Here is a 22,855-nt window from a genome sequence, read left to right as displayed (position 1 = left end):
CAACAGCGCCGTTTAGAAACGGTGGCGCACGCCAAGCACCAGGCTGGTGCCCGAACGCACATCGGTAACCTTGTCGTACATCGCCACGGCATACAGGTCGGTGCGCTTGGACAGGAAGTGGTCGTAGCCAATGCTCGTGGTGGTGCGCGTTGCATTGACCGTGCCTTCCACTTCGGTGCGTGCCACGGCGGCCTTCACGGTACCCGCCTTGTTGAACACCGGCACATCCAGGCCGAGCGAAGCCGTACGTGCCTCGAAGTTGGTGGCGTCGACTTCCGCGCGGCCGTAGGTGCCATAGGCCTTGGCAACGCCGAAGTCGTAGGCGCCGCCCAGCATCCAGTCGGACTTGGTGTTCATCGGCGAGGGGTTGACCGGGTTGCTGATCTTGGCGTTCTCGTAGAAGCCAACCAGCGTCAGCGGACCGCCGAAGTACAGCGCGTTCACGCCCACATTGCGCTTGCCCGAGTCGCCGGCTTGCTCGCCGAACTGGTAGTGCAGGTTGGCCTTGAAGCCGCCAAAGCTGGGGGTGGTGTAGGTCACCTGGTTGCTCCAGCCGGTATCGGCAGGCGTCGTCAGGTTGCCAAAGCCCCAGACCGGCACGTTGGCGATGTTGGCATGCAGCACCAGCGGCGAAATGGTGAACGAGTCGCCGTAGGGGTTGGCCAGGATGGTGGGCAGGAAATTCGGGGCCATCGAGCGGCCCAGGCGCAGGGTACCGAAACCGCCCGACAGTGCGACGTTGGCATCGCGCGAGAAGGCCGGGTCGCCGTCGTAACGGCCCAGATTGCCGACGTCGGCGCGCAGGAAGGACGAGATCGCGAACTCCGCCTTGAGGCCGCCGCCGAGGTCTTCCGTGCCGAAGAAGCCGAGCCAAGAGGTCGTCATGCCGCCCGAACCCACGGTGCTGGTGCGCTGAGCGCCGGCGTACTGCATCGAGCCGGCGTAAACGTCGACCAAGCCGGAAATTTTGACCGTGCTTTGGGCGTGTGCCGCGCCAGCGCAGGCCAGGACTGCAACCATGGCGAGCAGGGACTTCTTCATAGGGGACTCCTGTAATAAAAGATTAGGTAACGGACTATAGCAAGAGATGTGCCAACTTGTTAAAGCGGTGTTGTCCTACGCGCAAATTAGCTTATTACGGCGCTATTACTGTTGCCCGCTGCCAACATGGGCGGCAGACGCCGTGGACCAACGCCGTGTTGCTGCATTGGTTTGCGCGTCGCAAAATGGCTCACGTGCCACAACAAAGGAAATACCTATGCAATCCGAAGTCCCTGGAGAACAAGTGTTTGGCGAGAGTGATGGAAGCACCTACAGCGCAACGCTGTGCCAGGCCGACGGCGTCTGGTATTGCTCCAGTTTCGTAGTGGACGAACACAACATCCTGCTGAATGGCGAAAGCTGGCCCACCCGCGAGGCCGCGCTGGATGCGATCCGCCGGATCGCCTCCGGCGACCGCGCGCCGCTGTAGCGTGTAACAACCTGCGTTTAATTTATTATCGGTATTGTTGATTTAATAGTTTAGCACTATTAAGATCGGGCTCTGGTCACTTTGATGAGTCGATCCATGCGCAAACTTTTCGTTGCCTGCCTTGGCGTGCTTGCATTTGCAGGCGCCCATGCCGCGCCCGAGCACCTGATCCCAGAAGAGTTCTTTGGCAGCTATCTGGCCGAGCGCTCGGCGCACACTTGCCGGCGCGACGAGAGGCAAACCCCGGCGTCGCCTGCGTATCTGGTGATTCAGGCGCGCTATTTCCGCTACGGTTACATGAATCCTGAGGCGGATAACAGCCTTGACGCCATGGTGTGCCGTGCAACGGAGCCGGTGGCCCTCGACAAGGAAGGCATGGAGGTGCACAGCGAGTGCTTCCTGACCGATCGCTTGGTCAAAAGGCATTTCCGTTTCAGCAAGAGCGCGGGCGTGCTCATGCTGCGTGATCTGGACCGTAAGACGCAGGAGCAGTTCGAAGCCTGCTATTGATGAGGCGCCGCGTGTCTCAACGGGCGTGCGCCTGTGCGTGGCGCCACTGCCATGGGGGCACCGGGTCGCTGTATGCCCAGAGGCCTGCATGGCTCTTGCGCGCCTGTGCCTGGAGTGGCGGGAGATCAGGGCGCGTGTCGGCGTACCGGGTGTAGACCCAAGCCATGCCCCTGGCCACCTGGTGCCTTGCCACATCCCGCCCGCGGCATTCGACCTGTGCGATGGAGCGCCCATATCGATCGGTTTCTATGGGGCGGATGTGTGCGGGGACATTCAGGCACAGCGCGGCCAGGCTGCTGCGTGATGTGTCGCTGAAGGACTGATAGCGCTCGGGAGCGTCGATGCCATGGACGCGGAGCTCGCGTTCGCGCATATCGCCAGGCGGCCCGCAGCGCGCCAGAAAGGAGTCGCCATCATGGATGCCGATCACCATGCAGACCAGCAGCGCGGAAATCATCTGCGCATGATGCCGCAACTGCCTGGCCCCATTGGCAGTGGTGGCGTGGCGTGTCAGCGATGGGCTGCGTGCGAGAAACAGTGGCTGCGGGGATTGGGCCAAGCCCCGCACGAGGTCTGACAGCTCCCACGTCATTTTCAGATTCAAATAGACAAAAGGCCTTGGCTATTTCTAGCCAAGGCCTTGAATCAATGGTCGGAGCGGCGGGATTCGAACTCGCGACCCTCTGCTCCCAAAGCAGATGCGCTACCAGGCTGCGCTACGCTCCGACAAAATGAATTCTAAGGGGGTTTTCCAAGCGCTTTTTTGAATTTTCAAAAATAATTCAAAAATAACGTGGAAACCACCTTGTCAGCGCGGCGCAGGGCCCGGGCCACGGCCGGCCAGATGGCGGAACGTGATGCGGCCCTTCGTCAGGTCGTAGGGCGACATTTCCAGCGACACCTTGTCGCCAGCCAGAATGCGGATGTGGTGCTTGCGCATCTTGCCGCCGGTATAGGCAATCAGTTGGTGTCCGTTTTCCAGCGTCACGCGAAAGCGCGAGTCGGGCAGGACTTCCGTGACGGAGCCTTGCATTTCAATCAATTCTTCTTTGGCCATATTCTCAATCTCTCATATAAATCTGGGTCGGCGCGCCTGGGGAAAAGACACAGCAGCATGCACGGACCCGTTGGGGCCACTGAAGGTACTGTGCAGGGCAGGCGGTGCAAGCCGCTGTGCTCCTGGCGACCAGCGGTCAGAAGGCCGGAAAACGGCTTCATTCGTACAGGCGCGGGGCTGTACGGAATCTCCTAGATTGTAACCCGTAGGCGTTGCGCCTGCCACAGTGGCGCAAAACGAGTGTTGTGCAATGTCTGCTGCACGCCGATTCAGGCGGGCAGGGCGGGCCATCCCGAATGGCTGCCGGTGCAAATGCATGGCTAGAATGCCCTGCTCTACAAGAACCATCTGGAAACCTATCCGTGTCTGACCGCCTTGCCGTGCTTCCCCAATATCTGTTGCCCAAGCAGGCGCTCACGGCCTTGATGGGCCGTCTGGCAAGCGCCCGGGCCGGTGGATTGACCACCTGGGTGATCAAGCGCTTCATTGCGCACTACAAGGTGGATATGACGGAAGCCGAGAATTCCGACCCGGCGAGCTATGACACCTTCAATGCGTTTTTCACGCGCAGCCTGCGTGCAGACGCGCGCAGGCTGGCCGATGCGCCTTTGCTGTGCCCGGTCGATGGCGCGGTGAGCCAGCTCGGAGCGATTGCCGGCGACCAGATCTTCCAGGCCAAGGGCCACCATTATTCGACGCGGGCGCTGGTGGGTGGCGATGCCGAGCTGGCCGCCGAATTCGACAACGGCCACTTCGCAACCATTTACCTGAGCCCAAGCGATTACCACCGCATCCACATGCCCTGCGATGGCCGCCTGCGTGAGATGGTCTATGTGCCTGGCGACCTGTTCTCGGTCAATCCGCTGACGGCGCGCGGCGTGCCAGGGCTGTTTGCACGCAACGAGCGCGTGGTCTGCACGTTTGACTCGGCTGAAGGTCCGTTTGTCATGGTGCTGGTGGGCGCCACGATTGTCGGCAGCATGGCCACCGTATGGCATGGCCAGGTCAACCCGCCGCGCAGCGCCGAGATCCGCCGCTGGCAATATGGCCAGGACGGTCCGCTGCTGCGCAAGGGCGAGGAAATGGGGCGTTTCCTGCTCGGCTCGACGGTGGTGCTGCTGTTTCCCAAGGGCCCGCTGCTGTTCAATCCGATGTGGCAGGCGGGCAGTTCCGTGCGCCTGGGCGAGGCGCTGGCAGAGCGGGAGTGACAGGAGCGGCCACTTCCAGGGAGTGGGGAAGGTGGCCGTTGATCCTCCGATCCTTAGGCATGCTGAGGATCAGGACAAGCGCAACCGCGTGCATCGCGCCTTCGCCGGTCTGAGTACGAGCGGGGCCGAGCCCAACAGTCCTCAGGACGGCTCAGCGGACGCGGCAGCGACCTAGAGGAACCAGCTCAGCCCTTCGGCACGGCGGGCCGTGGTGAAGCGCGTCGGCGGCAGCCGCAGGCGATCCGGGCGTACCGGCTCTTCGCGGCCTACCAGGTAGACCATCATTTCGCGCCGGCGCAGGATCACATGGCTCACGGTTTCGGTACGGCCGCCTTCCTGGACTTCGACACCGGGCCGGAACAGCGGCATGTCGAAGGTGAAGCTGCGCGCGGGCACGGGAGCAGGGTGGGGCTTGGCCGCCTCGGCAAAGGCCGCCTCGGCATAGGCCGCCCCGGCATAGGCCGCCTCGGCAAAGACCTCCTCTGTATAGACGGCCTCGACTTGGGCCGCCCCGACGTGGGCCGCCCCGACGTGGGCCGCCCCAACAGCATTTTCCGGTGAAGTAGTTAAGGATTGCATAGGCGCAGTCTGGGCAAATAAGCCATTTATCGACAGTCCGCGCTCAAAGTTAAGGGCAAATGTCTGAAAGCGCAATGAATTTGCCTGGATGCACCTCGACGCCAGGCAGCGCAGGCGCTCAGCTGGCGTCGGAGTGCTGCACGCCCAGGATGCCGTGCAGCCGCGCGCTGGTCGTCGTGTATTGCAGCAGCACTTTCTGGCCGCTGAGCCATTCGGCTGCAGCGAATGCGGCCATGGTGGCTTCATGGAAGGCACACAGGATCAGCCGGCGCTTGCCGGGATAGCTGTTGATGTCGCCAACGGCGTAGATGCCGGGCTGGCTGGTGGCAAATGTGGCAGCATCGACCAGCAACTGCTTGCGTTCGATGGCCAGGCCCCAGTCGGCCACCGGGCCCAGGCGCGGCGAGATGCCCAGGTAAACCCAGAGTTGATCCAGCGGCAGGCGCCGGGCGTCGCCTTGCGGGTCGGTGAGCTGCAGCGCGCACAAGCGGCCCTCTTGCTCCTCGATGCCGCTGATCTGCGCCGCGACCACGGTGATGCGGCCCGCATCGCGCAATGCCTGAAGGCGTGCCAGCAGGTCGGGCGCGGCCTGGAACACATCGCGGCGGTGCAGCAGCGTGACCTGGGCTGCGGGGTGGGCTTCGGCGCCATCGACGGCCGCGGCCACCGCGTCCTCGTCGCCGCCATGCACCACGATGCGCTGGCCCGCAGCCACCTCGGCGTGGGCGGGATGGTAGTACAGCTGGCGGCCCAGGTGGGCTTCGATGCCTTCGATCTTGAGCGTGCGCGGCACGAACGCCCCCACGCCTGCGGCAACGAACACGCAGCGGGCGCGCAATTGCGTTCCGGCGGAGGTGGTCAGCAGGAAGCGGCCATCATCCAGGGTTTGCAGCGCCTGCACCTGGCTGCCCAGATGCCATTGCGGCTTGATCGGCGCGAGCTGCGCGAGCAGCCGTGCCACGAGTTCGTGGCCGGTGCAGACCGGAATGCCGGGCACGTCGTAGATCGGCTTGTCGCCATAGAGCTGCGCGCACTGGCCGCCCGCATGGGGCAGGGCATCGACGATATGCACTCCCAGCCCTTGCAGGCCCAGCTGGAAGGCCTGGAACAGGCCGGCCGGGCCAGCGCCGATCACCACGGCATCGGTGTCGACGGGAGGAAGGGCGGCGTGCGCGGTCATCCGACGCAGCTCAGGCGCTCAGCGCTGCAGCGCGGCAATCTTGCCGGGCTGGCCGTTGAAGTCGTCGGCGTCGGGCAACGCGTTCTTGCGCTTGGTGATGCTCTTCCAGCCCTGTGCCACGGCCAGCTCGGCGTTGAGCTTGATGAAGGCCAGCTGATCGGGCGGCACGTCTTCTTCGGCAAAGATCGCGTTGGCCGGGCACTCGGGAATGCAGACTGCGCAGTCGATGCACTCATCCGGGTCGATGACCAGCATGTTCGGGCCTTCGCGGAAGCAGTCCACGGGGCATACGTCCACGCAGTCGGTGTATTTGCACTGGATGCAGTTTTCGGAAACGACGTGAGTCATGAGGGAACTTTGGAGTTATAGGGTCAGTACGGAGCCGATTTTATTTCACCGGGCCGATTCATGGGCGCAATGCGCAATGAGGAAAGCGCAGCGCCGGGGTATCCGCCCCGGCGCTGCGCCCTGGTTTCAGTGTGCGAGCGCCGCGGCAGCCGTCTTGTGGCTGGCCGTATCGACCAGGATCAGCGCGCCCTGGATGCGCGCTTCGGTGAAGGCGCGCAGCGGCAGCGGTTCCTGCAAGGCCAGCTCGACCACGCCGATGGCGTTGGCCTGCAGGTTGGCGGCGGGCTCTTCGGCCAGCGTATGGATGTCGAGGTGGTGCACCACGCGGCGCACCTTGGCCTTGACCCAGCGGTGGCCGTGCAGCGCGAGGTAGACGCGACCCGGCACCAGGGGTTCGTCGTCCATCCAGGCGACCGTCGCGGTAACGTCGCGCCTGCCCACCGGGACGGCTTCGGGGGGATCGAAATCGTCGGCTGCGGCGGCGGCCGGGGTTTCGGGCGCGGCCAGGATCCAGTCGCCGCGCGAGACGTCGACCTCGCGGTCCAGCACCACGCCGGCGCTGTGGCCGGCGCTCACCTTGCCCGGACGGCGCGCATGGTCAAGCACCTGGGCCACGAGCGCGCTCTGGCCGCTGGGAAAGATCTGCACGCTCTGGCCGACCTGCAGTTCGCCGGCGCCGAGCCGGCCCCAGAACACGCGGCGGCCCTGCGAGGTGTCGGACGACGAGGAGAACTTCTCGACCCACTGCACCGGCAGTGCCGCGGGCAGCGCGGTATCGGCCGGCGTGCCGGGCAGGCCCTCGAGCCATTGCAGCAGGCTCGGGCCTTCATAGCCGCACCAGCCTTCATGCGGCGTGACCACGTTCCAGCCCTTGAGCGCCGAGACCGGCACCGTGGCGGCAACGCGGATGCCGGCATCCTTGGCAAAGCGCTCGAGCGCGGCCTTGATATGGACAAACGCGAGGGCGGGATCCTCGACGGCATCGAGCTTGTTGACGGCGAACACCAGCGAAGGCACGCGCAGCAGATGCACCAGCAGGCTGTGGCGGCGCGTCTGCGGCAGCAGGGCCAGGTCGGCCGAGCGCCAGTCGAGCTTGGTTGCATCGACCAGCACCACGGCGGCGTCGGCGCTGCTCGCGGCCGTGACCATGTTGCGCGTGTACTGCTCGTGGCCGGGTGCGTCGCCAATGATGAACTTGCGCGCCGGCGTCGCGAAATAGCGGTAGGCGACGTCGATGGTGATGCCTTGCTCACGCTCGGCCGACAGGCCGTCGGTCAGCAGCGCGAGATCGGTTTCGCCGCTGCGCTGCACGCCGGCGAGCTGGTCTTGCAGCACCGACTTGCTGTCGACCAGCAGGCGGCCGATCAGCGTGCTCTTGCCGTCGTCGACGCTGCCGCAGGTGATGAAGCGCAGTGCCGATGCGGTATCGGCGGCGGGGGAGCTGTATGCGGTGCTGGTCATCAGAAGTAACCTTCCTTCTTGCGCTTTTCCATGGACGCGTCGCTGGTCTTGTCGTCCATGCGCGTGGCGCCGCGTTCGCTGACGTCGGCGGCCAGGGTTTCAATCACGATGTCGGCGGCGCTGGCGGCCGTGCTCTCGACGGGGCAGGTGCAGGTGATGTCGCCCACGGTGCGAAAGCGCACGTCGCGCACCACGACTTCCTCGCCCTCGCGCGGCGGGGTCAGCGGGGTCACGGGCACCAGCAGGCCGCGGCGCTCGACGACTTCGCGCGGGTGCGTGTAGTAGATCGAGGGCAGCGCGATCTGCTCGCGCTCGATGTATTGCCAGACGTCGAGTTCGGTCCAGTTGCTGATGGGGAACACGCGGAAGTGCTCGCCCGGCGCGATGCGCGTGTTGAACAGCGTCCACAGCTCGGGACGCTGGGCCTTGGGTTGCCACTGGCCGAAGCTGTCGCGGTGCGAGAAGATGCGCTCCTTGGCGCGCGCCTTTTCCTCGTCGCGGCGCGCGCCGCCGATCAGCGCATCGAAGCGGAATTCCTCGATGGCCTCGAGCAGCGTCACCGACTGGTGCACGTTGCGCGACTCGCCGGGATGCGCCAGGCGCACCGTGCCGCGCGCCATCGAGTCCTCGACGCTGCGCACGATCAGCTCGGCGCCGAGTTCCTTGGCGCGCAGGTCGCGGAAGTCGGTGACTTCGGGGAAGTTGTGGCCCGTGTCGATCATCAGCAGCGGATAGGGCAGGCGGCCCGCGCCAAACGCCTTCTCGGCGCAGCGCAGCATCACCAGCGAATCCTTGCCGCCGGAAAACAGCAGCGCCGGGCGCTCGAAGCTGGCGGCAACTTCACGCAGGATGAAGATGGTTTCCTCTTCCAGTGCATCGAGGTGCTGGTTGCTGAGCTGGCTCAGCACATGGGGGGCGATGGGTGCGTTCATGCAAAACCTTGGAAAGCAATATCGGGAGAAGGCGGGCTCAGGCCGCCTTGACGTGCAGGCCGCATTCCTTGGCGGCCTCGTCTTCCCACCACCAGCGGCCGGCGCGGAAGTCCTCGCCCAGGCTGATGGCACGGGTGCAGGGCGCGCAGCCGACCGAGGGAAAGAACTGGTCGTGCAGCGGGTTGTAGTCGACATCGTGGTGCGCGATGTAGTGCCACACGTCGCCCCAGGTCCAGTCGGCCAGCGGATTGAACTTGGTCAGCCCCTTCGACGCGACTTCGCTGGTGTCGACGGCGGGCACATCGGCGCGCGCATTGGACTGTTCGCGGCGCAGGCCCGTGATCCAGCCGCTCCTGCCGGCCAGCGCGCGCGCCAGCGGCTCCATCTTGCGGATGCCGCAGCACTGCTTGCGCAGTTCCAGGCTGCGGTACATCGCGTCCTGGCCTTCGCGGCGCACGAATTCAATGACCTGTTCGTGCTGCGGGTGGTAGACCCGTACCGGCGCGCGCGACGTGGCTTCGGTGCGCTCGAGCAGGGCCAGCGTCTCGCGGTGCAGCGCGCCGGTTTCCAGCACGAACACCGGAATGTCGAGCGCCAGCGCATTGATCAGATGGGTGATGACCACGTCTTCCGCGCCCAGGCTCGAGGCCTGCGTCACGCCACCGGCGCCGGGATGCGCCGCGGCCTGTACCAGCAGCGCGCGCGTCGCCTCGAGCTTGGCATCGAAGCCGCTGCTCGGTCGGGCGTTGGCCTTGATCGCCTGGCGCGCGCCGCCCGCGGGCGCCGACAGGGAACTGATGGCGCTGGCAGTCATGGCTGGGCCGCGAAGATCGGCGCGGTCTGCACCGCGTCGGCCTGGTAGTAGCGCGAGAAGCGCTCGAACTGGCGCTGCGCCGCCGAGGCATCGACATCGGGGCGCAGCACGGCGCTGCTGAAGCCGGTGCGGTGCATCTGCACGAGCTGGTCGATCAGCACATCGCCGGTGGCGCGCAGGTCGCCGGTGAAACCGCGGCGGCGGCGCAGCAGATAGGCCTGGCTGAACGCGCGGCCGTCGGTGAACTGCGGAAAGTGCAGGTCGATGCGCTCGACGCCTTCGAGCGGCAGCTGCAGGGCATCGGCGTCGTTGGCCAGCGCCACGTGGCGCGTATCGCCCTCTGCCGGGGCCTGGTGTTCGTGGGAGGTCAGGATTTTCATCGTCTCAAGCGCAATGCGTGGTGCGGGGTTCAGGCCGTAGCCTCGGCTTCGGCGGGAGCGGGGTGGCGCGCGGCTTTGCCGGCTTCCTTGAACAGATCGAGGCCCAGGCGGCGCACCGTGTCCTGGAAGCGTTCGCCGCTCACGCGCTGGTCGCGGTAGGTGGCCAGCACGGCCTCGATCACGTCGGGCACTTCGGCCGCCGAGAACGAGGGGCCGATGACCTTGCCGGCGACCGACGCGCCCGACAGCGACGAGCCGTCCGAGCCGCCCAGCGTCACCTGGTACCACTCCTTGCCGTCCTTGTCGACGCCCAGGATGCCGATGTGGCCGCTGTGGTGGTGGCCGCAGCTGTTGATGCAGCCGCTGATGTGCAGGTCGATGGGGCCGATGTCGTCGAGCTCGTCGAGATCCTGGTAGCGCTGCGTGATGGCTTCGGCGATCGGCAGCGAGCGCGCATTGGCCAGCGCGCAGAAGTCGCCGCCGGGGCAGGCGATCATGTCGGTGAGCAGCTGCACGTTGGCGCTGGCCAGGCCCAGGGCGCGCGCTTCCTGCCACAGGGCAAACAGCTCGCTGACGGGCACCCACGGCAGCAGCACGTTCTGGTCGTGCGTCACGCGCGCTTCGCCGGCCGAGTAGCGGTCCATCAACGCGGCCAGCGCATCGAGCTGGTCGGCGCTGGCATCGCCGGGCGCCTGGCCGGGGCGTTTGAACGACAGTGTCACGGCGCGCAGCTGCGGGTTGCGGTGCGGATGCACGTTGCGCGACAGCCAGCGCGCGAAGGCGGGCTGCGCGGCGGCATGGCTCAGCAGCGACTGCTCGATCTCGGCTTCGGAAAGCGGCGCCAGCGCGGGCAGCTGCGGGTCGGCAAAGCAGGCCTTGACGCGGTCGAGTTCGGCCTGGGGCACGGTATGCGGGCCGCCGTCGATTTCGACGATCTGGCGGTACTCCTCCTCGACGTCATCGATGTACTGCTGGCCTTCGGATTTGACCAGGATCTTGATGCGCGCCTTGTACTTGTTGTCGCGCCGGCCGTGCTCGTTGTAGACGCGCACGATGGCCTCGATGTAGTTCATGATCTGGTTCCAGGGCAGGAACTCGCGGATCAGCGTGCCAACCACGGGCGTGCGGCCCATGCCGCCGCCGACGAACACCTTGAAGCCGACTTCGCCGGCCTCGTTCTTCACCAGGTGCAGGCCCACGTCATGCCAGCCGGTGGCCGCGCGGTCCTCGGCAGCGCCGCTGATGGCGATCTTGAACTTGCGCGGCAGGAACGCGAACTCGGGGTGCAGCGTGGTCCACTGGCGCAGGATTTCGGCATAGGGACGCGGATCGACGATCTCGTCGACGGCAATGCCGGCCAGCGCATCGGTGGTGGTGTTGCGGATGCAGTTGCCGCTGGTCTGGATGCCGTGCAGGTTCACGCTGGCCAGCAGGTCCATCACATCGGCGGCCTTGGCCAGCGGAATCCAGTTGAACTGCACGTTGGTGCGCGTGGTGAAATGCGCGCAGTTCTTGGGCAGGAAGGTGGTGCCCAGCAGGCCCTGGCCTTCCATGGCGGCCTTGAACACCTCGGCTTCGGGCTCGTCGTACTCGCGTGCCACGCGCGCCAGTGCGCGGATCTGCGCGCTGGCGATCTCGCCATAGGGCACGGCCACGCGCAGCATGGGCGCGTAGCGTTGCACATACCAGCCGTTTTGCAGCCGCAGCGGGCGGAAGTCGTCCTCGGGCAGCGTGCCGGCTTGCCAGCGTTCGAGTTGGTCGCGGAACTGTTCGGCGCGCAGCTTCACGAATTCCTGGTCAAAGGGGGTGTATTGGTACATGGCGGTTCAGTGCGAAAACCGGTGAGGCCTCGTCTCTAGCGGGCGAGTGCGGATGCGGGGCGGCGGCATGGGCGCGCCGCGCCGTGGTGCGGCGGTTGTGGGTGGGCGCTCCATGTTTGCATGCTGGGAATGTAGGCGCGTATGGGTGCGGGGCAAACTATTGTTTTGTGCTTCCTTTATGCGAATAAGCTTATGCGCCAATGCTGGTGCGGGCTGGCGCCGATTGCAGCGGCGTGGCTGGCAGGCTGCGATCAGCCGCCCAGGCGGGCGGTGGACAGGGCCTGCGCCAGCCGTGCGTCCAGCGGCAGCGGCTCGCCGTGCAGCCTTGCCGCCAGCAGTTCGGCGCACAGCTGCGCCAGCGTGATGCCGCGCGCTCCCATCGCGGTGCAGGTCCAGAGGCCGGGCTGGCGCAAGGGGTCGACCGGGCCGACCAGCGGCAGGCGGTCGTGCGTCGCCAGGCGCACGCCGGCCCAGAGACGGGGCGTGGCCTGGAAAGCGGGCGCCAGCGCTGCCGATTTCTCCGGCAGCAGGGCTTGCAGGCGCTGGGCGTTGGCCGCATGCGCCGCGCTCTGGTCTTCGGCCGATGGCGGCAGCGCGTCGTGTCCGCGCTCGAACGTGGAGCCCATGAACCAGCCGGGTCCGCCCGACGCGAGCGGAATATGCGGCACCAGGCTGCCCTTGCCATTGACCGGGAACGGCGGCAGGGCATCGGCTGGCAAGCCGGCCTGGGTGCCCCAGGACACCTGGCCGCGCATGCGCTGCAAGGGCCAATGCGCGGGCAGCAGGCGGTCGCTGCCATATCCCGTGGCAACCACCAGCAGCGGCGCCTCTCCCAGCACCAGGCCCTGCGCGTCGAGTGCCTGCCAGCTGCCATCTGCGTGGCGCAGACTTGCCACATGGCAGTGGCCTCGCCAGGCAATGCCCGGGTGGTCCAGCAGGGCGCGCACCAGCTGCGCCGGGCGTATCCAGCCGGCTTGCCGATGCCAGCAGGCGGGCGCGGCCGCATCCAGCCCCGCCTGCGCGCGCTGTTCGGCATCTGCGGGGCGGCTCCAGTCCTGGCCGGGATGTGGCTGTGCATCCGCACCAGGGCCTTCGAGCCGCCAGTCGCGCGGCAGGCCGATCAGGCCGTCGGTGCTCTCCACGCGGTGCTCCAGCACGCCGCAGTGCTGCCAGTCGCGGCCGGCTGCCAGCAGGGTGTGGGCCAATTGCATGGTCGTGCGCACGCCGCTGCGCGACAGCCGCGACAGCACGCTGTCGTCGGGCGAGACATGCGGCGCAAACAGGCCCGCGGGCAGGCCCGAGGCGCCGGCCGCGGGCGCCTCGGCCTGGTCCAGCACGGTGACGCGCCAGCCCCGCTGCGCCAGCTGAAAAGCCACGGCCGCGCCCGCCAGCCCACCGCCCACCACGATGCAGTCGCGCGCTTCGGGCGCGGGCAGGGCGGGCGCATCGCTCCACGGGTCGGCGCGCCGGCGCGGCTCCCAGCGTGGGTTGAACCGTGCCTGCAGGTTGTCGCGCTTGGGCGGCACGCCAGGCATCTTCGTCACCTCGAAGCCGTTCTCGGCCAGCGCATCGCGCACGGCGCGCGCGATGGTCCAGGTTGCCAGGCGCGTGCCGCGGCGGCAGCAGCGTGCGACCGCCTTGAGCGTGTGCGGGTCCCAGATGCCGGGATTGCGCGCGGGGCTGAAGCCATCGAGATAGACCGAGTCGGCGGTCGGCATCTGCTGGCGCAGCTGGGCCTGGGCATCGCCGATGTAGAGCGTCAGCTGCACCTGGCCCTGCTCGAACGCCAGCCGGTGCACTCCCGGCAGCAGGCCGTGGAACTGCTCGGCCAATTGCGTCGCCAGCGCCCGCAGTTCGGGCGACTGCGGCAACGCGCGGCGCAGGTCGTGCGCCGTGACCGGGAAGGCTTCGGTGGAGATGAAATGCAGGCGCCGCGGCCGCGCCGGATCGGCCTTCCAGGCGGCCCAGGTGACGAGGAAATTGAGGCCGAAGCCGAAGCCGGTTTCCAGGATGCGCCATTGCGTTTGACCGGCCCAGGCCCCGGGCAGGCCGCAGCCGGCGAGAAAGACCTGGCGCGCCTGGTCGAGGCCGCCGTTTTCGCTGTGGTAACGGTCAGCGAAGCGCGGGCTGTAAGGCGTGCCGTCGGGCATCCAGTCAATCGTTTCGGACATGGGCGGTCATTCCCAGCGCTGCTGGTAGGAGAAGGTCGGCAGGCGCCATTTGCAGCGGATGGCCAGCAGGCGCAGCGCCAGGCCGCCGGCAAAGCACACCGCGGTGCTGATGCCGGTGGCGACATTGAAATGCTGCAGCAGCAGGAACAGCGCGCAGACCGCGAGCGACACGCTGGCATACAGTTCGCGCCGGAACACCACCGGCACCTGGTTGCACAGCACGTCGCGCAGGATGCCGCCGCTGATGCCGGTCAGCATGCCCGAGATGATGACCACGACCAGCGGGTAGTTGAGCTCGAGCGCGACATTGCAGCCGATTAGCGAGAACGCGATCAGTCCCATGGCGTCGAGCAGCAGGAACAGCTGCTTGAGGCGCAGCATGTGCCGCGCCACGAGCGTCGTGAGCAGGCCCGCGGAGATCACCAGATACACGTATTCGGGATGCTGGGTCCATCCGACCGGGAAATGGCCCAGCACCATGTCGCGGATGGTGCCGCCCCCCAGAGCGGTGACGAAGGCAATCACCGCGACGCCGAAGATGTCCATGTTGCGCCGGCCTGCGGCCAGCGCGCCGGACATGGCTTCGGCGGTGATCGCCACGAGGTAGATCACCAGCATGGTGTCGATGGGGCCGGCGGGCGGCGTGGAGATGAGGGTGGAGGGCACGCGAAAACTCTTGGTGGAAACCAGCCCGCCGCGTGGCGGCGCCGGTGCGCCTCTCCCGCTGTCCTTTGTACCTGAGAGTTTGCGTACCGGGAAAGCAGGCTGCTTCCTGGCACTTGCCCCTTCGGTGAACCGGCGGCGCAGTGCATGCACCCCGGTTGCTCTCCAGTTGGCGAACGATTCCTGCGGTTCGGGGGGCCTGAGCGATTATGGGAGTTTGCGCCTTCGGCGAAGGCGTGGTGCCTTGCTCTCCCGCAGAAAGGCGGAATTATCCCGTCCTCTCATGGAGCCGTCAATGCAGTGGCTCAGCCCTCGGTGGGCGGCACGTAGCCGACCGCGGCATCGGCGCCGCCGCCGAAGAAATGGTTTTCCATCTGGCGTGCGAGGTACTGGCGCGCGCGCGCGTCGGCCAGGTTCAGGCGGTTCTCGTTGACCAGCATGGTCTGGTGCTTGAGCCAGCCGGCCCAGGCCTCCTTGCTCACGCTCTCCCAGATGCGCTTGCCCAGTTCACCCGGGTAGGGCGGGAAATCCAGGCCTTCGGCTTCCTTGTTGAGCTTGATGCAATGAACGGTACGTGCCATGGGGAAAACTTCCTTGTGCTGACTTCAGATGTTTTGGGTATAACGAACTGAAATCTTATTGGTTTAAGTATTGATGGGCCGGTTTCAGAATGCAGTCAGCAGCGCAAAAGCACCTACCGCAAACCTTTTCGAGGCCCAAATGACAATTCGCCGTCACTTTATCAAGTTTCCTGCCCTGCTCGCGTTGACCGCCAGCCTTGGACTCACGGCGGGTCCGGCCATGGCCCAATCCTTGACACTGCTCAACGTGTCCTACGACCCGACGCGCGAGCTGTACGTCGAATACAACCAGGCCTTTGCCAAGCACTGGCAGGCCAAGACCGGGCAGACGGTGTCGATCAAGCAGTCGCATGGCGGCTCGGGCAAGCAGGCGCGCTCGATCATCGATGGCATCGATGCCGATGTGGCAACGCTGGCGCTGGCCGGCGACATCGACGCCATCGTCAAGAATGGCGGCCAGGTCAATGCCGACTGGCAAAAGCGCCTGCCGCACAATTCCGCCCCCTACAGCTCGACCATCGTGTTCCTCGTGAAGAAGGGCAATCCCAAGGGCATCAAGGACTGGGATGACCTGATCAAGCCGGGTGTGCAGGTGATCACGCCCAACCCCAAGACCTCGGGCGGGGCGCGCTGGAACTACCTCGCGGCCTGGGAGTTCGCCAAGCGCAAGTACGGCGGCGACGCCAAGGCCAAGGAGTACATCGGCAAGCTATTCCAGAACGTGCCGGTGCTCGATACCGGTGCGCGCGGCGCGACCATGACCTTCGTGCAGCGTGGCGTGGGCGACGTGCTGCTGGCCTGGGAAAACGAAGCCTTCCTGGCGCTCAAGGAATTCGGCCGCGACAAGTTCGACATCGTCGTGCCCTCGATCTCCATCCTGGCCGAGCCTTCGGTGGCCGTGGTCGACAAGGTGGTCGACAAGCGCGGCACGCGCGCCGTCGCCGAGGAATACCTGAAGTACCTGTATTCCGAGGAAGCCCAGGCGATTGCAGGGCGCAATTTCTACCGCCCGACCTCGGAAAAGGCCAAGGCGCAGTTCGCCAGCACCTTCCCCAAGCTGACACTGGTGACCATCGACCAGGCGTTTGGCGGCTGGACCAAGGCCGACAAGGACCACTTTGCCGACGGCGGCAGCTTCGACCAGATCTACACCCGCAAGTAAGCGCAACCGGCACCGACCGTTTTCGGCGCCGCAAGGAGAGCACCATGAAAACCTGCCTGCAGCCTGTGGCCCGCGTTGCCGCGCCGTTGACGCCGACATTGCAGCTGATCGCCGTCACGGCGGCCAGCTGGAACCTGATCGCACCCGCGCGCCCGCGCAAGCGCGTGCGCCGCATCCCGCTGCGCAGCCTGGCGCGCACCAGCTGCGCGGCAGCCGGGAGCGCGGCATGAGCATCCGCGGCGTCCATCACCTGCAGTTGGCGTTTCGCGCGGGCAATGCGCCGGCGATGCGGCATTTCTACCGTGACCTGCTGGGTTTGACGGAACTGCCTGACGAGCCCGCCGAAGGGGCGGCCAGGCGCGAGGCCACGCTGCGCTTTGCCGCCGGCGGCCAGCGCATCGATCTGGTCGGCGTCGCGCAGTGGCAGCCGCTGCCCGCGGTGTCGCACCTGGCGTTCGAGGTGCAGGATCTGTCGTCGCTGCGCGCACGCCTGCGCGCCGCCGAGCTGGCGCTGGTCGAAACCCAGGGCCTGGCGGGGTTCGCGCGCTTCTATCTCAAGGACCCGGCCGGCAACCAGCTCGAGTTCCTCGAAGCCGAGGCCGCGCTGCAGCCCGCGCGCCAGGAGCTGGCGCTGGCGTGAGCCGGGTCCGTTTCACCAGACGCGTGGGAACCACGCGCGAAGAATAGGTCAGTGGCATGAATTTCCAGCAATTGCGTTCGGTGCGTGAAACCGTGCGCCGAGGCTTCAACCTCACCGAGGTCGCGCAGGCGCTCTATACCTCGCAGCCCGGCGTGAGCCGCCAGATCCGCGAACTGGAAGAAGAACTGGGCGTGCAGATCTTCGTGCGCGCCGGCAAGCGCCTGACGGGGCTGACACCGCCGGGAGAAAGCCTGATGCCCATTGTCGAGAAGCTGCTGTTCGAGGCCGACAACCTGCGCCGCGCCGGCCTGGATTTCAGCACCAGCGACCAGGGCCGGCTGTCGATCGCAGCCACGCACTCGCAGGCGCGCTATGCGCTGCCGCACGTGGTGCGCGACTTCCGCAGCCGCTTTCCCCAGGTCGTGCTTCATCTGCACCAGGGCTCGCCCCAGCAGGTGGCGCAAATGCTGCTGAGTGGCGAAGCCGACATCGGCGTGGCCACCGAGGCGCTGAGCAGCCATGACGAGCTGGTCACGCTGCCTTGCTACCGCTGGACCCACAGCATCGTGGTGCCGCCGGGCCATGCGCTGCTGGAGATCGACGGGCCGCTGACGCTGGAGCAACTGGTGCAGCACCCGATCATCACCTATGAGCAGGGCTTCACGGGCCGCGCGCACATCGACGAAGCGTTTGCGCGCGAGGGCCTGGCGCCCGACGTGGTGCTGTCGGCCATGGATGCGGACGTGATCAAGACCTATGTCGAGCTGGGCATGGGCGTGGGCATCGTGGCCTCGATTGCCGTCGATGCCGAACGCGACCGCCATCTGCGGCTGCTGGATGCAGGCCATCTGTTCGAAGTCAACCTCACGCGGCTGGGCCTGCGCCGCGGCGCCTGGCTGCGCGGCTATGCGTTTCATTTCATCGAGAGCTTTGCGCCCACGTTGACGCGCGACGTCGTGGCGCAGGCGCTGGAGGTCACGCGCAGCACTGAATAGGTGCCGGATGCGCCCCGATGGGCGCCGGTGAGCACATATCGGGGACAATCGCGCTTTTGCCCGCGCTGCCCATGCCCCGCTATTTCCTGTTCCACAAGCCGTATGGCGTGCTGTCCCAGTTCACGCCCGAGGATGGCGCGCGCTCGCTGGCCGAGTTTGGCTTGCCCAAGGGCGTATACCCCGCAGGCCGGCTCGACAAGGATTCCGAAGGCCTGCTGCTGCTCACCGACGACGGCCCGCTGATCGAGCGCCTGCTCAATCCGCGCAACGAAAAACCCAAGACCTACTGGGCGCTGGTCGAACGCGTGCCGACCGAGGAATCCTTGCAGCGCATGCGCGCGGGCCTGCGCATCGAGGATTACCAGACCAAGCCCTGCGCGGTGCGCTTGCTCGACCCGCAGCCTGACGTGCCGCCGCGCGAGCCACCGGTGCGGCTGCGCAAGTCGGTGCAGGATGTGTGGCTCGAAGTGCAACTGATCGAGGGCAAGAACCGCCAGCTGCGCAAGATGACCGCGGCCATTGGCCACCCGACGCTGAGGCTGGTGCGCCAAGGCATGGCGAATCTGCGCCTGCAGGGCATGGAGCCCGGGGAATGGCGGGAAATCGAACGCGGCGACATAGCCTTCTAGCTCGCGCGCCGGGCAATGGCGCAGCGCCTTGCGCGGGGCGGTGGATCTACTTGCATCTGCGACTAGGGTTAACCCTGAATAACTCTTTGGCAGCGTGTGTCACCAATGGCCACACATTTGAATGCGATGCCAAGAGGCGTCGATGCGCGTGTGCAAGGCTAACTCTGTCAATTGCCAGACCATTGGAGATCCAAATGCCACCAGTCGCAGGAGCAGTGCAGGGGGTGTCGCCAGCAATGAGCTTGGGGCCTTCCAGTCAGAAGAAATGGGATCAATTGCTTGTTTTCGCTGTAAGGGAGAGGTTGCACGACAAGATGCGCGAGGCGCTTGCCGCCAGAGCCAACGTCAATGTAAAGCATGCAAGCGGATATACACCGTTGATGATTGCGGTGCTGAATGGCGATAGTTATTCGGTAAAGACACTGAAAGTCACGGGCGGATCTCGAAGCGGTCAGTGCCGTTGACGGGTATACCGCACTGATGCTGGCGGTAAACTCCGACCTGAAACGCAACCGCGATGACGAGATCGTCGACATACTGCTTGAAGGGAATCCAGACATCGGCTTTGTTTGGTGAACCCTGGTGTATCGCACGTTGGCCATTGTCACCATAATCAGCAGAGTTGAAAAAGGCTTCGATGGGCTTTGACTCCTGCACAAATCCTGATCCGGAGCTTTCCATGAAGATCAATCCAGCAAAAACGGACGAATCAACTTTGGGCGCCTTTTCGAGGGATATCGATCAGCCTTTGAGCATACGGGATAGAAATCTTATTTCAGCGGCTCGAGCCGGGATTCTTGGAGATTTGCGTGCGGCCATGCGATGCGGTGCCAATGTCAATGTAAAAGACTCTCGCGGATATACGCCACTGATGATACTTGCAGATATCGATAATTTGAGAGGTGTGCAATTCCTGATAGACAGCGGGGCCGATGTCAAAGCCCAAAGTACCGGAGAAGGTTTTACTGCACTGATGATTGCGGCCAACAGTGCTATTCGGATCGGATGCGGCAATGCAATTGTCGACGCCTTGCTCAATGCAGATCCCAGCGATGCGCATGTCAATTGCGTCTCGCACTCAGGTGTGACTGCCTTGATGATTTCATTGAGCGCTCGCAGAGAAAAAATGTCGCTCAAGTTGCATGATGCAGGCGCAAACATCAATCTATTGAACGACCAGGGTGACTCCGCACTTACGTTTGCCGTAAAGAATCAAGATCTAAAAACTGTGGAGTTTTTACTAAGGGAAAAATTTCCATTGTCGAGAAGCCAGGTGTGGGAAGCAATTGGAATTGCGGTCAAAAACAACATTCCAATGTGCCTGACGCTGTGGCTGGCAATAGAGAAAAATCCGGAGAACTTCATCGATTCTTCCGAGGAATGCGTAATTCCTGACGAAGTGCTGCGGTTCAGAAATCCGGGGCCTCAAGTTTCAGTCGAAGACCTTGGTTTCAATTGTCAGGACAGAAACGCAAATCCAGCAATAGCGCTGGCGAATCCATATGTTCCGGCTGCGGTACCCGATAATTTGAATGATGAGTATCAATCTGCATATCAAGATTCATATTACAGCGAATATTGGATGAACAAGCCGATCTACATGTCTCTATCTGAAGAAGAGTCTGAAGATGAACTATCGACTTTTACGCCTCGGCGGCGTCTCTTCGATCATTACGCTGACGTGAGTCATCCTGACAATCAACTGGTGCAATTGCCGAACGCCATGACGCCGGACCCGGGCGGTGGCACCGCTGCTTCGAACCCGAATGGTCCCATCGATATCGCTTCGGGCGGTGGACGCGGCCGGCCGGACTGAAGCGCGGAGGATGGGCACCCTTTTTCCCGAACGGCGGCCAGACGGGTGCTCCTTATTCGCCCGACACCTGGGCCATGAAGGTCGGACCGGTCTCGCCCTCGCGCCAGCCGGGGTAGGTTTCCATGACTTCGGCAAACAGTGCGGAGTCGATCCAGCGCTGCAGCCAGGCCTGCAGCGCGGGCCAGGGCTGCTCGGCCCACTGGGCTTCGTCGATGCGCGCGTACTGGCGCACGAAGGGGCGCAGCGCCATGTCGGCGAGGCTGGGGTGCAAGCCGAAAAGGTAGCCGGTATCGGCCAGTTGCTGGTCCAGTCCGGCCAGCCAGGTCAGAGCCTCGGCCTGGGCGTCGTTGACTTCGGCGGCGCTGTAGCGCTCAGGGTATTTGCAGCGGTCGAGCGCGGGCTTGAAGCGTGTATCGAGCTCGTTGACCAATGCCAGCATGTCGGCTTCGCTGCCCTCGGTGGGCGCAAGCCAGCCGTCGGGGTCATTCTGGCGCAGCGCCCAGAGCATGATTTCCAGGCTTTGCTCGATCACTCCGTCCGTGGTCACCAGCACCGGTACCGTGCCTTTGGGCGAGGCCAGCAGCAGCGCTTCGGGCTTGGCGCGCAGATTGACCTCACGCAGCTCGCAGGCAATGCCCGCATGCGCCAGCGCCAGGCGGGCACGGATGGCGTAGGGGCAGCGGCGGAAGGAATAGAGAACGGGCAGGGGCATGAAAACGGCAGCGGTGAGCGTGGATGGATGAAGCGGCGATGATAGCGCTGTGCAGGGGTGGGAGCGGTTCGGCCTGGCTATAGGGCCGGCCGCTCACCCTTCGACAAGCTCAGGGGGCTCGCCTAGGGCGAACGGGTTATTTCGCTCACCCTTCGACAAGCTCAAGGGGCCCGCCTAGGGCGAACGGATGGCTTAAAAATCAGAGTTTCTTGACCAGCACCTGGCTCTTGCGGTCCCAGTTGTATTTGGCCTTGCGGGATTCGGGCAGCCAGTTGGGGTCCACCGGCTGGAAACCGCGCTTGATGAACCAGTGCATGGTGCGCGTGGTCAGCACGAACAGGCTTTCGAGTCCCTGGTTGCGCGCGCGCTGTTCGATGCGCTTGAGCAGTTTCTCGCCATCGCCCGTGCCCTGGCTCTTGGGCGAAACCGTGACGGCGGCCATTTCGGCGGTCTTTTCCTTGGGGTATGGATACAGCGCTGCGCAGCCGAAAATCACGCCATCGTGTTCGATCAGCGTGTAATTGGTGATATCGCGCTCTATTTCGGTACGGCTGCGCTTGACCAGCGTGCCGTCGTTCTCGAACGGCTCGATCAGCTGCACGATGCCGGCCACGTCGTCGGGCGTGGCTTCGCGCAGTTCTTCGAGTTTCTCGTCGATGACCATGGTGCCGATGCCATCGTGCACATAGATTTCCAGCAGCAGCGCGCCATCGACGGCAAACGGCAGAATGTGGCTGCGCTCGACGCCGGCTTTGCACGCCTTGACGCAGTGCTGCAGGTAGAAGGCGGTGTCGGTGGGTTGCTGCGGCGGCGGCAGCTGGGCCAGCAGCGCCTGGGCCGTGGCCAGCGGCAGCTCGGTGTCGATGGGGTTCTCGTCGCCCGCGGGCTCGAGCGGGTCCTGGTGGATGCCCGGCACTTCGGTGAGGAAGATCAGCTTGTCGGCCTTGAGTTCGATCGCCACGCTGGTCGCAACCTCCTCCATGTTCAGGTTGAAGGCCTCGCCCGTGGGCGAGAAGCCGAACGGCGACAGCAGCACCATGGCGTCCATGTCCAGCGTCTGGCGGATCGCATTCACATCGACCTTGCGCACCAGGCCCGAATGCTTGAAGTCGACGCCGTCGACGATGCCCACCGGGCGCGCGGTGATGAAGTTGCCCGACAGCACACGCACCGTGGCGCCCGCCATGGGCGTGTTCGGCAGGCCCTGGCTGAACGCCGCTTCGATCTCGTAGCGCAGCTGGCCTGCTGCTTCCTGCGCGCAGTCGAGCGCCACCGAGTCGGTGATGCGGATGCCATGCGAATACTGCGGCGCGTGCCCCTTGGCCTGCAGCTGCTCGTTGACCTGGGGGCGGAAGCCATGCACCAGCACGATGCGCACGCCCATCGCCTGGATCATGGCCAGGTCTTGCGCAATGCTCGTGAGCTTGCCCGCGGCAATTGCCTCGCCCGTGATGCCGACCACGAAAGTCTGGTTGCGGAACTTGTGGATGTAGGGCGCAACCGAACGGAACCAGGGAACGAAGGTGAAGTTGAAGACGGTGGACATGGACGGCGGGGCGATCTTGGAAGGCTGCGGCAACGGGGCGTGCGGCGTCGAATGGCGCATCATAAGCATGTGACGGGCCGGTGCGCCGCGTGGTGGCAAGAAGTTGACACCGCAGAGTCCCGCGCGGGGAGCGCGGAAATCGGCGCCGGCGAGCGCTTATCGCCAGTGCTGCGGATAATG

27 protein-coding genes, 1 tRNA gene and 1 riboswitch are annotated in these 22,855 nt (G+C 65.0%); of the genes, 11 read left to right on the top strand and 17 right to left on the bottom strand.

Annotation, left to right across the window (positions count from 1 at the left end):
* Positions 1-12 precede the first annotated feature (12 nt).
* Positions 13-1,041: a porin gene (locus tag HUK68_RS11200; RefSeq protein ID WP_175504219.1), complete on the bottom strand. Its 1,029-nt coding sequence runs from the start codon at positions 1,039-1,041 to the stop codon at positions 13-15.
* A gap of 217 nt (positions 1,042-1,258) precedes the next feature.
* Between HUK68_RS11200 and HUK68_RS11195 the strand changes: the two genes are divergently transcribed.
* Complete coding sequence (locus tag HUK68_RS11195) at positions 1,259-1,471, top strand: hypothetical protein (RefSeq protein ID WP_175504218.1); 213 nt, start codon at positions 1,259-1,261, stop codon at positions 1,469-1,471.
* 96 nt (positions 1,472-1,567) lie between these two features.
* The gene (locus HUK68_RS11190) at positions 1,568-1,981 is read left to right on the top strand and encodes a hypothetical protein (RefSeq protein ID WP_175504217.1); all 414 of its coding nucleotides are present in this window, start codon (positions 1,568-1,570) and stop codon (positions 1,979-1,981) included.
* A gap of 16 nt (positions 1,982-1,997) precedes the next feature.
* Here the strand turns inward: HUK68_RS11190 and HUK68_RS11185 are convergent, their stop codons facing one another.
* From HUK68_RS11185 to infA, 3 genes are all read right to left on the bottom strand, one after another.
* A complete protein-coding gene (locus HUK68_RS11185; protein ID WP_244146144.1) occupies positions 1,998-2,573 on the bottom strand; it encodes a thermonuclease family protein in 576 nt (191 codons plus the stop codon).
* A gap of 57 nt (positions 2,574-2,630) precedes the next feature.
* Positions 2,631-2,707, bottom strand: a tRNA-Pro gene (locus HUK68_RS11180).
* A gap of 82 nt (positions 2,708-2,789) precedes the next feature.
* Positions 2,790-3,038 (bottom strand): translation initiation factor IF-1, encoded by a 249-nt coding sequence (infA, locus tag HUK68_RS11175; RefSeq protein WP_175504216.1) that lies wholly within the window; start codon positions 3,036-3,038, stop codon positions 2,790-2,792.
* A 362-nt stretch (positions 3,039-3,400) separates the two neighbouring features.
* Here infA and asd point away from each other — a divergent pair, with 362 nt between their 5' ends.
* A complete protein-coding gene (asd, locus tag HUK68_RS11170; RefSeq protein WP_175504215.1) occupies positions 3,401-4,246 on the top strand; it encodes an archaetidylserine decarboxylase in 846 nt (281 codons plus the stop codon).
* Between the two features lie 171 nt (positions 4,247-4,417).
* Here the strand turns inward: asd and HUK68_RS23500 are convergent, their stop codons facing one another.
* The 11 genes from HUK68_RS23500 to HUK68_RS11115 all read right to left on the bottom strand — a co-directional run bounded on the left by HUK68_RS23500 (position 4,418) and on the right by HUK68_RS11115 (position 15,175).
* Positions 4,418-4,825 (bottom strand): hypothetical protein, encoded by a 408-nt coding sequence (locus HUK68_RS23500; protein ID WP_350355225.1) that lies wholly within the window; start codon positions 4,823-4,825, stop codon positions 4,418-4,420.
* 118 nt (positions 4,826-4,943) lie between these two features.
* The gene (locus HUK68_RS11160) at positions 4,944-6,005 is read right to left on the bottom strand and encodes an NAD(P)/FAD-dependent oxidoreductase (protein WP_175504214.1); all 1,062 of its coding nucleotides are present in this window, start codon (positions 6,003-6,005) and stop codon (positions 4,944-4,946) included.
* A gap of 18 nt (positions 6,006-6,023) precedes the next feature.
* Positions 6,024-6,353 (bottom strand): ferredoxin FdxA, encoded by a 330-nt coding sequence (gene fdxA / locus HUK68_RS11155; RefSeq protein WP_175504213.1) that lies wholly within the window; start codon positions 6,351-6,353, stop codon positions 6,024-6,026.
* A 126-nt stretch (positions 6,354-6,479) separates the two neighbouring features.
* Positions 6,480-7,814, bottom strand: coding sequence for a sulfate adenylyltransferase subunit 1 (locus tag HUK68_RS11150; RefSeq protein ID WP_175504212.1), 1,335 nt, complete (start codon positions 7,812-7,814; stop codon positions 6,480-6,482).
* Entirely contained in the window at positions 7,814-8,746 is a 933-nt protein-coding gene (gene cysD / locus HUK68_RS11145) for a sulfate adenylyltransferase subunit CysD (RefSeq protein ID WP_175504211.1), read from the bottom strand. Before cysD ends, HUK68_RS11150 begins: the two co-directional genes overlap by 1 nt.
* 37 nt (positions 8,747-8,783) lie before the next feature.
* Positions 8,784-9,560, bottom strand: coding sequence for a phosphoadenylyl-sulfate reductase (locus HUK68_RS11140; protein ID WP_175504210.1), 777 nt, complete (start codon positions 9,558-9,560; stop codon positions 8,784-8,786).
* Positions 9,557-9,940 carry a DUF934 domain-containing protein gene (locus HUK68_RS11135; protein ID WP_175504209.1) on the bottom strand — a complete coding sequence of 128 codons (384 nt, stop codon included), beginning with the start codon at positions 9,938-9,940 and terminating at the stop codon, positions 9,557-9,559. Before HUK68_RS11135 ends, HUK68_RS11140 begins: the two co-directional genes overlap by 4 nt.
* Positions 9,941-9,969: 29 nt before the next feature.
* The gene (locus HUK68_RS11130; protein WP_175504208.1) at positions 9,970-11,760 is read right to left on the bottom strand and encodes a nitrite/sulfite reductase; all 1,791 of its coding nucleotides are present in this window, start codon (positions 11,758-11,760) and stop codon (positions 9,970-9,972) included.
* A gap of 251 nt (positions 11,761-12,011) precedes the next feature.
* Complete coding sequence (gene mnmC, locus HUK68_RS11125) at positions 12,012-13,931, bottom strand: bifunctional tRNA (5-methylaminomethyl-2-thiouridine)(34)-methyltransferase MnmC2/FAD-dependent 5-carboxymethylaminomethyl-2-thiouridine(34) oxidoreductase MnmC1 (RefSeq protein ID WP_175504207.1); 1,920 nt, start codon at positions 13,929-13,931, stop codon at positions 12,012-12,014.
* Positions 13,932-13,937: 6 nt separating this feature from the next.
* Positions 13,938-14,549, bottom strand: coding sequence for a trimeric intracellular cation channel family protein (locus HUK68_RS11120; protein ID WP_175505815.1), 612 nt, complete (start codon positions 14,547-14,549; stop codon positions 13,938-13,940).
* A 221-nt stretch (positions 14,550-14,770) separates the two neighbouring features.
* A riboswitch (glycine riboswitch) is annotated at positions 14,771-14,859 on the bottom strand.
* 40 nt (positions 14,860-14,899) lie between these two features.
* Entirely contained in the window at positions 14,900-15,175 is a 276-nt protein-coding gene (locus tag HUK68_RS11115; protein ID WP_175504206.1) for an oxidative damage protection protein, read from the bottom strand.
* A gap of 139 nt (positions 15,176-15,314) precedes the next feature.
* Here HUK68_RS11115 and HUK68_RS11110 point away from each other — a divergent pair, with 139 nt between their 5' ends.
* From HUK68_RS11110 to HUK68_RS11075, 8 genes are all read left to right on the top strand, one after another.
* Positions 15,315-16,337 (top strand): sulfate ABC transporter substrate-binding protein, encoded by a 1,023-nt coding sequence (locus tag HUK68_RS11110; RefSeq protein WP_175504205.1) that lies wholly within the window; start codon positions 15,315-15,317, stop codon positions 16,335-16,337.
* 44 nt (positions 16,338-16,381) lie between these two features.
* Positions 16,382-16,567, top strand: coding sequence for a hypothetical protein (locus HUK68_RS11105; protein ID WP_175504204.1), 186 nt, complete (start codon positions 16,382-16,384; stop codon positions 16,565-16,567).
* The gene (locus tag HUK68_RS11100; protein WP_175504203.1) at positions 16,564-16,977 is read left to right on the top strand and encodes a VOC family protein; all 414 of its coding nucleotides are present in this window, start codon (positions 16,564-16,566) and stop codon (positions 16,975-16,977) included. Before HUK68_RS11105 ends, HUK68_RS11100 begins: the two co-directional genes overlap by 4 nt.
* Before the next feature lie 56 nt (positions 16,978-17,033).
* On the top strand, positions 17,034-17,972 hold the full coding sequence (locus tag HUK68_RS11095; RefSeq protein WP_175504202.1) for a CysB family HTH-type transcriptional regulator: 939 nt from the start codon (positions 17,034-17,036) through the stop codon (positions 17,970-17,972).
* Between the two features lie 71 nt (positions 17,973-18,043).
* Entirely contained in the window at positions 18,044-18,601 is a 558-nt protein-coding gene (locus HUK68_RS11090; RefSeq protein WP_175504201.1) for a pseudouridine synthase, read from the top strand.
* Between the two features lie 194 nt (positions 18,602-18,795).
* Positions 18,796-19,065: a hypothetical protein gene (locus tag HUK68_RS23495; protein ID WP_175504200.1), complete on the top strand. Its 270-nt coding sequence runs from the start codon at positions 18,796-18,798 to the stop codon at positions 19,063-19,065.
* Positions 19,066-19,081: 16 nt separating this feature from the next.
* A complete protein-coding gene (locus HUK68_RS23490) occupies positions 19,082-19,177 on the top strand; it encodes a hypothetical protein (protein ID WP_175504199.1) in 96 nt (31 codons plus the stop codon).
* A 103-nt stretch (positions 19,178-19,280) separates the two neighbouring features.
* Complete coding sequence (locus HUK68_RS11075; protein ID WP_175504198.1) at positions 19,281-20,417, top strand: ankyrin repeat domain-containing protein; 1,137 nt, start codon at positions 19,281-19,283, stop codon at positions 20,415-20,417.
* A 52-nt stretch (positions 20,418-20,469) separates the two neighbouring features.
* Here HUK68_RS11075 and HUK68_RS11070 read toward each other — a convergent pair whose 3' ends face one another.
* Positions 20,470-21,129 carry a glutathione S-transferase gene (locus tag HUK68_RS11070; protein WP_175504197.1) on the bottom strand — a complete coding sequence of 220 codons (660 nt, stop codon included), beginning with the start codon at positions 21,127-21,129 and terminating at the stop codon, positions 20,470-20,472.
* 199 nt (positions 21,130-21,328) lie between these two features.
* Positions 21,329-22,675, bottom strand: a complete 1,347-nt coding sequence (argA, locus tag HUK68_RS11065; protein WP_175504196.1) for an amino-acid N-acetyltransferase — start codon at positions 22,673-22,675, stop codon at positions 21,329-21,331.
* Between the last annotated feature and the right edge of the window lie 180 nt (positions 22,676-22,855).

The sequence above is a fragment of the Comamonas antarctica genome (genome assembly GCF_013363755.1).
In the GTDB taxonomy this organism is placed as follows: Bacteria; Pseudomonadota; Gammaproteobacteria; order Burkholderiales; family Burkholderiaceae_C; genus Comamonas; species Comamonas antarctica.
Note: the sequence above shows the minus strand (reverse complement) of the source record. Positions and strands in the feature narration are given on the sequence as shown.

Bases quoted from the DNA above. Each gene is read 5' to 3' on its own strand.
- HUK68_RS11195 (WP_175504218.1), top strand. From the start codon at position 1,259: ATGCAATCCGAAGTCCCTGGAGAACAAGTGTTTGGCGAGAGTGATGGA.
- HUK68_RS23490 (WP_175504199.1), top strand. From the start codon at position 19,082: ATGCTGGCGGTAAACTCCGACCTGAAACGCAACCGCGATGACGAGATC.
- HUK68_RS11070 (WP_175504197.1), bottom strand. From the start codon at position 21,129: ATGCCCCTGCCCGTTCTCTATTCCTTCCGCCGCTGCCCCTACGCCATC.
- HUK68_RS11075 (WP_175504198.1), top strand. From the start codon at position 19,281: ATGAAGATCAATCCAGCAAAAACGGACGAATCAACTTTGGGCGCCTTT.
- HUK68_RS23500 (WP_350355225.1), bottom strand. From the start codon at position 4,825: ATGCAATCCTTAACTACTTCACCGGAAAATGCTGTTGGGGCGGCCCAC.
- cysD (WP_175504211.1), bottom strand. From the start codon at position 8,746: ATGAACGCACCCATCGCCCCCCATGTGCTGAGCCAGCTCAGCAACCAG.
- HUK68_RS11135 (WP_175504209.1), bottom strand. From the start codon at position 9,940: ATGAAAATCCTGACCTCCCACGAACACCAGGCCCCGGCAGAGGGCGAT.
- HUK68_RS11130 (WP_175504208.1), bottom strand. From the start codon at position 11,760: ATGTACCAATACACCCCCTTTGACCAGGAATTCGTGAAGCTGCGCGCC.
- infA (WP_175504216.1), bottom strand. From the start codon at position 3,038: ATGGCCAAAGAAGAATTGATTGAAATGCAAGGCTCCGTCACGGAAGTC.
- HUK68_RS11190 (WP_175504217.1), top strand. From the start codon at position 1,568: ATGCGCAAACTTTTCGTTGCCTGCCTTGGCGTGCTTGCATTTGCAGGC.
- HUK68_RS11110 (WP_175504205.1), top strand. From the start codon at position 15,315: ATGACAATTCGCCGTCACTTTATCAAGTTTCCTGCCCTGCTCGCGTTG.
- HUK68_RS11140 (WP_175504210.1), bottom strand. From the start codon at position 9,560: ATGACTGCCAGCGCCATCAGTTCCCTGTCGGCGCCCGCGGGCGGCGCG.
- HUK68_RS11150 (WP_175504212.1), bottom strand. From the start codon at position 7,814: ATGACCAGCACCGCATACAGCTCCCCCGCCGCCGATACCGCATCGGCA.
- HUK68_RS11100 (WP_175504203.1), top strand. From the start codon at position 16,564: ATGAGCATCCGCGGCGTCCATCACCTGCAGTTGGCGTTTCGCGCGGGC.
- argA (WP_175504196.1), bottom strand. From the start codon at position 22,675: ATGTCCACCGTCTTCAACTTCACCTTCGTTCCCTGGTTCCGTTCGGTT.
- fdxA (WP_175504213.1), bottom strand. From the start codon at position 6,353: ATGACTCACGTCGTTTCCGAAAACTGCATCCAGTGCAAATACACCGAC.
- HUK68_RS11120 (WP_175505815.1), bottom strand. From the start codon at position 14,549: ATGCTGGTGATCTACCTCGTGGCGATCACCGCCGAAGCCATGTCCGGC.
- HUK68_RS11200 (WP_175504219.1), bottom strand. From the start codon at position 1,041: ATGAAGAAGTCCCTGCTCGCCATGGTTGCAGTCCTGGCCTGCGCTGGC.
- HUK68_RS11090 (WP_175504201.1), top strand. From the start codon at position 18,044: ATGCCCCGCTATTTCCTGTTCCACAAGCCGTATGGCGTGCTGTCCCAG.
- HUK68_RS23495 (WP_175504200.1), top strand. From the start codon at position 18,796: ATGCCACCAGTCGCAGGAGCAGTGCAGGGGGTGTCGCCAGCAATGAGC.
- HUK68_RS11115 (WP_175504206.1), bottom strand. From the start codon at position 15,175: ATGGCACGTACCGTTCATTGCATCAAGCTCAACAAGGAAGCCGAAGGC.
- mnmC (WP_175504207.1), bottom strand. From the start codon at position 13,931: ATGTCCGAAACGATTGACTGGATGCCCGACGGCACGCCTTACAGCCCG.
- HUK68_RS11105 (WP_175504204.1), top strand. From the start codon at position 16,382: ATGAAAACCTGCCTGCAGCCTGTGGCCCGCGTTGCCGCGCCGTTGACG.
- HUK68_RS11185 (WP_244146144.1), bottom strand. From the start codon at position 2,573: ATGACGTGGGAGCTGTCAGACCTCGTGCGGGGCTTGGCCCAATCCCCG.
- HUK68_RS11160 (WP_175504214.1), bottom strand. From the start codon at position 6,005: ATGACCGCGCACGCCGCCCTTCCTCCCGTCGACACCGATGCCGTGGTG.
- HUK68_RS11095 (WP_175504202.1), top strand. From the start codon at position 17,034: ATGAATTTCCAGCAATTGCGTTCGGTGCGTGAAACCGTGCGCCGAGGC.